Consider the following 7,547-nt stretch of genomic DNA (forward strand, 5'->3'; position numbering starts at 1 on the left):
TTTAATATTGATATGACTATATTTTATCACAAATTAGACGTGCATTGGTCTTATAGTTATATTTTTCTGCCCGTTGTCTTCTTTAAAAATTCCTGTATATCTTCCGAGTAGTTCACAAGCTTTTAATGCTGCATTTGCGTTGAAGGACTTAATCTCCTTTGCATTTCCAGCTTTGTCATAAATGATAATAGGCTTAACCTGCATGCATTGTTCTTTAATCTTGACGATATCTGTAATTACGTCATCTGCTTTAATATTATTTCGCTCTCTTATTTCTGCCTGAAGCCCTGAAATGTATTTTTCAATCTCAGGTTTTTTCAGGTTCTCCTCTGCTATAGAATAAGCAGAATTTTCAGAATATCCCGCACGAATTGCCGACTGAGTTCCGTTCAAATCAATGACGTACTCTTCGCAGAATCTTTTTTGTTTTGAAGTTAGTTTCATACTCATAATTTTTCATCCTTTATGCTTTGTAAACACAAGCTATAATTCACATGTACAATAAATATTATTTAAATATATGTGAAAACCCTTGTAGTTCTTGACATATCTAACAAATCTAAAAAATAGGGGTATGTATATTTTTTGTGTGTTTTTAAAAAATTTAAATAATAAATAATAATATATATTTAGATATGTTATACATGTAACTATTCATGCACGTTTCAGCGATTGTCTCAATTAGATGTGTTACTATTGATAAGGACTTCTGCTTTTTTTGTGCCTTAAACAAACTCCCCTAATGGTTTTGCTACCGTTAGTGCCTGCCCGAGTTTATTTTCAACTAACATATAGCGTTTTCCGCTATTGTTGTTGAATTTTTCTTCTTTGACAGAATAACCCTGAGATTCTGCCATATTTTTAACATATTGAAGGTTTTCATCGAACCATCTGGAAAAATGGTTATAATTTGTGAATTTTTGTTTTTTTATTTCCTGTGTGGCAAGCCATTCACCTTTATTGTTAAGAAAATACAGGAATAATTTGTCAGTATCAGTTTGAGGCTTAGTTTTAAAAAATTGTTCAAAGTCCTGAGCAAATAATTCACTTTGATAAATAGCGTATTCTAAATCTTGCGGCTTAATTACAGGCTCTTCAGGATGACTAATTACTGCGATGAGCCCGGATAGCTTGAATGTTTTCCAAAACCTGCCTCTTAATTCTTTCAGAAGGATATCATCGGATTTTCTCAAAAGGCTGTTATATTTATTTTTGTTTTGATTTTGGTAATTGTGATAAATTTTGTAGGTTTCCGGCAGCATTTGAAATTCACTGTCTTTATCAATAGCCATAAAAGTTTTATTAATAAATTCATTAATTTCTTCTGCTTCCTGATAAGCCTTATTTTTTATTTGCAATTCAAGTTCATAATCGCCATTGATACTAATTTCTTTCTCCGGCATGAAAGCAATGAATGACCGTCTGACAAGTCCCGTGTCTAATAATTTCATTAAATAATTATTAGCTTTATCTTGTAAAAGTTTATTCGTGTCTGAATAAAACAGGCAATTACAGGGGATTCCTTTTACCTCTGTTGATCTGGATTCGCCTTTTGTACTTTTTATATTTGATTCACCGTCATAAAGTTTTATAACTGAATTCAAAAAAAGCTGTTGGCTTTGTGTCGGATTTTCAAGAAATAAACCTAATTCCGGTATTTTTATAAAAAGGCTGCCTATACCACTATTATGAAGAGTTACACAATCGGCAAATAGTCCCTCTTGCGTGGCTTCTTCAAGTTCGAATCTAATATTTCTTATTTTATTTTTTTCTTTTTCAGTAAACTCAAATTGTTTATTTTCAGAATTTGGATGGTTCTTTTTTGCTGTTTCAAGAAGTTCAGCTTCTTTTTTGTTAATATATTCATTGCTTGCAGAGTTAAAGTAAGCCCTAAATCCTGATAATAAGTATTGATCTATTTCTCTGGTTATTTTATCCTTGCCTGAGCCCGATGACATTATATTAACGCCATAATAATTTATGATATGCGGCTTTTCATAATCGGATTCTTTAACTTGAATTCTTTTGAATGTTGCCATTTGTGAAAGCTTGGTATTTAAAATATAGGCTGTCCGTCCTTGTCTGTCAAAAGTTTTTGTCAGGTCAATTTTTATTGGTTCATTAAGCTTGCCGGTATATTCAGACTTCTTCTTTTTTGTCATGTTTATTCCCTTTTGGTATTGTACATAAAATTATAGTGAAGATTCCGCAAGGGGCTTAAACTGCTGCTCGCTCAATCTCTCTAATATCCCCGCCGTATGCTGTTCCGACAGATGAGAATATCTTTTTACCATTTCTAAAGTTTTATGCCCGAGAACATGTGCAATTTCAAGCAAAGAAGCACCATTCATGGCTAAATAAGAAGCCGCTGTGTGCCGAAGGTCATGAAAATGGAAGTCCTCAAGTTTGGCTTCTTCGATAGCATTTTCCCATTGCCGTTTTAATTCAATAGGTTTTTTGCCTGTTTTTCCAGGGAAAACGTATTTTGTATTAATCCTTCTGATTTTTTTATACTCTTCTAAAAGCTTATAAGCATGTGCAGATATCGGAACAGAGCGGCGTTCGTTATTCTTCGTATCGAGGAAATAAAGATATTTCCTTTTAAAATCTATGTTTTCCCACTTTAGGTTTATTATTTCAGAAAACCTTGCACCAGTAGTCAAGGCAAGAACAACCACTATATACAAATTCGGATTGGAAGACTTTTCACATGCTGTTAAAAGAGCATTTCTTTCTTTTTTTGAAAGGTATCTCACCCTGCCTCTGGGTTCTTTTTTCTTTTTAACTTTGAACATCGGATTTTCTTCAAGCCATCCAAAATCATTCATTGCTATTGTGAACGCACTCGACAAAGTCCCCATGTACCTGTTAACCGTACTGTTGGAACGAATTCTTTCCACTTCTTTTTTTTCTTCTTGTTGTTTATTTTCTTCAGGTTTTTTGTTTTCGGTTTTATTTGAAGTTCTTTTAAATTTTTTGTAAGGTTCTTTTTTTAGTTTATCTCTATACTCCGCAAGCAAAACAGGCGTTACATCAATAAGAAAATAAGTTCCCAACTTGTTCTTCCACCAGTTAAGATGTGTTATAGCACCGTTAATATCTCTTTTCTTAGCAAATTTATGAGGTACTACGTCCTCAATATATCTGTCGACCAATTCGCCCAATGTGTGTTTACGGGCTTCAAGTGTTTTAAAATATATTCCGTCTTCAATGGCTTTCTCTGTATTTCGAGCCCATTTAGCAGCATCAGTTTTTCTTTCGAATGTTTCTGATATAGAGGGTTGCCCTTTTATTCTGATTTTAGCTTGGTATTTAACCTGACCGTTTGCATATTCTCTTTTACAGATTGTAGCCATTGCAGAAAAACTCCTATATTTTTTCGGGACAATTCGGGGACAGTTGGGGACAAAAAATTATAATAATCTACAACTAATAATAAAACATCGAAACCCGAAAAGCAAGAAATGACTTATTATTCTTGATTCTCTTTTGTCGTGATTTATTGAGTCCGCCTGTTTCCGAAACCGTTGGTCGTGCGTTCAAATCGCATCAGGCGCATTTTATTAATCAATAACAAAGCCAAGTTCATGAACTTTGTCTATAAATTCATGCATATTAGAAGTTTTTATAAAATAAGTTTCATATAAAGGGTTTAAATTTTTTATTATAATTTTTCTATTATACCAATCATCAAAGGCCGTCGTGATTATTACCCGTAATCTATCCATTTCCCAAATATTTTTTTCGGATTCAAGACGTCGTATTTCTCTTAAAACTTCGCCGCCATCCATTTCCGGCATTATAATATCAAGCGTCATAAGCTGATAGGGACACCCTTGCTCTATGGATTCTTTATATGCCTCTAAAGCGCTTTTTCCATTATTTACAAAATCGCATTGTCCATATTTTGAAAGTTCTATTTTAAATATATTTCCACAAATTCTATCGTCATCGACAACAATACTTTTCATTTTTCTTTTTTTTCCCTTAGGTTTATATATGCAAAAATGTTTTTATAGAAAAAGCCTCTTGATAAATCTTGTATCAGCCTGTCAGGCAAGCTTTTTATCTTTAACTGTATAACACATAAAACAATTTTGTTTTATTTCAAAATTATTTTATTATAAATAATTTATAACATAAGCATAAAGAAGCTTAAATTTTCTCAATAAAAATTATTACAAAAGTTGAAGATATTATCTAAAATATTTAAAATCTTCTAACCCGACCTGATCTATTTGGCAGAATTAGAAGATTTTAGTTTTACTTTTTTGTTTATAAATTTATTCTTCTGTTGTTATATTTTCTTCTTCAACAAAAATTTCTTCTTTAAAAACTTCAGAAGCTGAAACAGCAATAGGAAGTTCAACAGTTACTTTTGAAGTTAGCTTAATAGCCATTTTGTATTCGCCGATAATATTGATTGGTTTATTGAGAGAAATATTTCTTCTGTCAACTTCGACACCTGATTTGGCGATAACTTCTTCAGCAAGTCTTCTTGTGGTGATAGCACCGAATAATTTTCCGCTGTCACCTGCTTTTGTTGTTATTTCAAGTTGTCCGATAGCTTTAATTTTGTCAGCTTTTGCAACAGCTTCCGCATGAAGTTTTTCAGCCTGAGCTTTAATTCTTGCGATGTTTCTTTCTCTGTTTTTAAGAGAACCTTCTGTGGCTAATTCTGCGTACTTATAAGGTAAAAGATAATTTCTTGCATGACCGTCTTTTACTTCTACTATATCTCCTGATTCACCGAGAGATTGGACATCTTTTTTAAGGATAACTTTCATTTTTCCTCCAGACTATTTATTGTATCTATACATTCCGATTATTTTTTTTGAATTGCATTCGAAACCTAGCTTACTATAAAAATTTTTTTTATCCAACTCCGAATATAAAGTAATTAATGGTATATTATAATCGTTTAATATAGTCAGCATTGAATTAAATAATAATTTGCCCAGTCCCTGCTTTTGATAAGCAGGATGTACTGAAAAATCCCATATTGTTACATTAAAAACTCCATCTCCTGTTGCTCTTGCTAAACCTATTAATATTTCATCAATCCATGCCGAAGCAACAAGAAAACTTCCTTCAAGTGCTTTTTTAATTTGTAAACAATCCCTATACTGCCATCCAACAGAAAGATAAAGCTCTTGAACGGATTCAGGAGAAATATTTTTGTCATATTTTATTTTAATTTTTTTTAAACTGTTTTTTTTCTGGGCTGGTAATGTTTTTAACACGTTAGCTCTATTTTTTTGTTAACACCAAAATAGATTCTACGTGGTAAGTATGACAAAACATATCAACCGGCTGGATAAAGTCCGGTATAAAATCCTCGCTTAAAAGTTTAACATCTCTGGCTAAAGTTGAGGGGTTGCAGCTTACATAAATTATGTATTTTTCCGCAATTTTTTTAACTGATTCAATAACAGACTCAGAGCAGCCTTTTCTGGGCGGATCGAGAATAACGATGTCAAATTTTTCTGCGTGAGAACGCTCTGTATTTTGTTCGCAATCGGCTGTCTCTTCTTCTTCTTGAGTCAATTCCTGCAAAATAGAATCAGCATTTCCTTTTAGAAAAGAAATGTTTTCTATTTTATTAAGTTTTAAGTTTTCTATACCATCGTTTACGGAACTTTCACTTTCTTCTACAGCAGTAATGCTTGATGCAAGATCGTTCAAAAACATACTAAAGCTTCCTGAACCTGCATAAACATCCAGAATAGTCGGTTTCGCAGAATCAGTTAATAATTTGTCTTTAACTATTTTTCTGACTTCAGAAAACATTTTTTGAGCTGTTAGAGGATTTACCTGAAAGAAACTTTCTGCTGAAATATGAAATGTTTTTCCGTCAAGAGTTTCTTCTATAAAGTCTTTGCCTGCTATAAGTTCTGTTTTAGTCCCTATAATAACGCTGGAATGGCTTGTATTAAAATTTACCAGTACCCCGCAAATAGCAGGAAATTCTTTTTTTACCAAGGAACAAAGGTCTTCTATAATATCATTGCTTTCTTTTGCATTAATCACAACAGTTAAAAGCAAATCTTTATTCGTCCGGCTGTATCTAAAAACAAAATGTCTGATTAATCCTCTGTGATTCCTTTCATTATAAGCTGTCAGATCTAACTCCTGAGCTTTTTTTCTTAAAAATTCAGTAATTTCGTCGATTATTTTCGGCTGAATCGGGCAGTATTTTATATTTACAATATCGTGTGTATTTTTTCTGTAATATCCTGCCAGAAATCTTTTGGAAATCTTTGTCTGCTGCACAGGGTATTGAATTTTGCAGCGATATTCTTTAACTTCTTCGCTGCTTATTACATCGTTAAGCGGAACATCAATTCCTGCGATTTTTTGCATGCATTCTTTAATTATTTGTTTCTTTGCCCTTAATTGTTCTTCATAGGTTATATGCTGCCATTGGCAGCCGCCGCATGCGTTTGCCAGAGGACAAAAAGGTTTTGTTCTGTGTTCAGAGGGTGTTATTATTTCTTTAATTATGGCTTTTGCCATGTTTTTTTTTACAGAAATAATTTCTGCTTTTATATGGTCACCTGCAACAGTATCAGGCACAAAAACTGTCATACCGTCAATTCTGCCAATGCCTTCTCCGCCGTAAGTCAGTTTTTCTATATTTAATTCAATTATTTCATTCTTTTCAATCATTAAATTTTTTTCCTTAGATTTCATATTAATTAACTCGAATTGCCGGTTAGCGAAAATCAGCATGAACTTTTGTACTGTCGTTCTGAGCGACCAACGGGAGTGTGAGAATCTATCCTATAAACCCAAACAGATTGCCATGTCAGCTCTTCGAGCCTCCTTGTAATGACAGATAGATTAATTTATTTAGCAATTTGTGTTAATTATCCACCAAAATAAAATATTAAGAAACATTAAATAATTTTTTTCAAAAAAAGCAATTTTTGAACTCGATTTGTTTTTATATTAATACAAGGGGATAGAGAAAAGCGGGAAAATGATTTTTTAATTATTAATGTTATTTATTTCTACATTAGGGGAAAACTTTAATAAGTTTAAGGGTATTTATAGAGGAAAAGAGGAGAGAAAAATGGTATTATTTATTAGAAGAACTATTACAACAACAGGTCAACCAGTTCAATTCGGCAGACCGCAAGAATTTTGTCAACCGTTTCAATTTGGCAGACCACAACAATTTTGTCAACCGTTCCAATTTGGCGGAAATCCTTTTAACAGAAATCATGGCGGTTTTTTGGGTGGATTCAGAAATGAAGGTCATAGATTCGAACATGAAGGTGATAGATTCAGACACGAAGGATTTAGACACGAAGGCTACATGTTCAGACATGATAATGATGAACGCAGATTTGGATACGTAGGCAATAATTATTCTGGTCTTCGTGAATTTGGCAGATTTGATGATGACAGATTTAATGACAGATATGATGATGATTCTTTCACAACCGGTGAAAGAATGAGTGATTTCGCTGATGGTTTAGAAGATACAGTATCTAGTGCATTGTTAATTTAATTTATTAGGATAAAGTTTTTTTAACTTAATT

At 32.7% G+C, this 7,547-nt stretch carries 8 protein-coding genes; 1 reads left to right on the top strand and 7 read right to left on the bottom strand.

All coding sequences use genetic code 11. The features are described from left to right. Positions 1-33 precede the first annotated feature (33 nt). The 7 genes from WCG23_12595 to rlmD form a co-directional block, all read right to left on the bottom strand. Entirely contained in the window at positions 34-450 is a 417-nt protein-coding gene (locus tag WCG23_12595) for a terminase small subunit (GenBank protein MEI8390708.1), read from the bottom strand. 275 nt (positions 451-725) lie between these two features. Continuing rightward, positions 726-2,162, bottom strand: coding sequence for a hypothetical protein (locus WCG23_12600; protein MEI8390709.1), 1,437 nt, complete (start codon positions 2,160-2,162; stop codon positions 726-728). 30 nt (positions 2,163-2,192) lie between these two features. Continuing rightward, positions 2,193-3,356, bottom strand: coding sequence for a site-specific integrase (locus WCG23_12605; protein MEI8390710.1), 1,164 nt, complete (start codon positions 3,354-3,356; stop codon positions 2,193-2,195). A gap of 207 nt (positions 3,357-3,563) precedes the next feature. Beyond that, a complete protein-coding gene (locus WCG23_12610; GenBank protein ID MEI8390711.1) occupies positions 3,564-3,971 on the bottom strand; it encodes a response regulator in 408 nt (135 codons plus the stop codon). Between the two features lie 312 nt (positions 3,972-4,283). Beyond that, positions 4,284-4,787, bottom strand: a complete 504-nt coding sequence (gene rplI, locus WCG23_12615) for a 50S ribosomal protein L9 (GenBank protein MEI8390712.1) — start codon at positions 4,785-4,787, stop codon at positions 4,284-4,286. A gap of 12 nt (positions 4,788-4,799) precedes the next feature. Next, positions 4,800-5,243, bottom strand: a complete 444-nt coding sequence (locus WCG23_12620) for a GNAT family N-acetyltransferase (protein MEI8390713.1) — start codon at positions 5,241-5,243, stop codon at positions 4,800-4,802. A 7-nt stretch (positions 5,244-5,250) separates the two neighbouring features. Next, positions 5,251-6,669 carry a 23S rRNA (uracil(1939)-C(5))-methyltransferase RlmD gene (gene rlmD / locus WCG23_12625; protein ID MEI8390714.1) on the bottom strand — a complete coding sequence of 473 codons (1,419 nt, stop codon included), beginning with the start codon at positions 6,667-6,669 and terminating at the stop codon, positions 5,251-5,253. A gap of 406 nt (positions 6,670-7,075) precedes the next feature. On the opposite strand from rlmD, the gene WCG23_12630 reads away from it, so the two are divergent. Continuing rightward, complete coding sequence (locus WCG23_12630) at positions 7,076-7,516, top strand: hypothetical protein (protein MEI8390715.1); 441 nt, start codon at positions 7,076-7,078, stop codon at positions 7,514-7,516. Positions 7,517-7,547 lie beyond the last annotated feature (31 nt).

This window comes from bacterium, from assembly GCA_037147175.1.
Taxonomy (GTDB): Bacteria; Cyanobacteriota; Vampirovibrionia; order Gastranaerophilales; family UBA9971; genus UBA9971.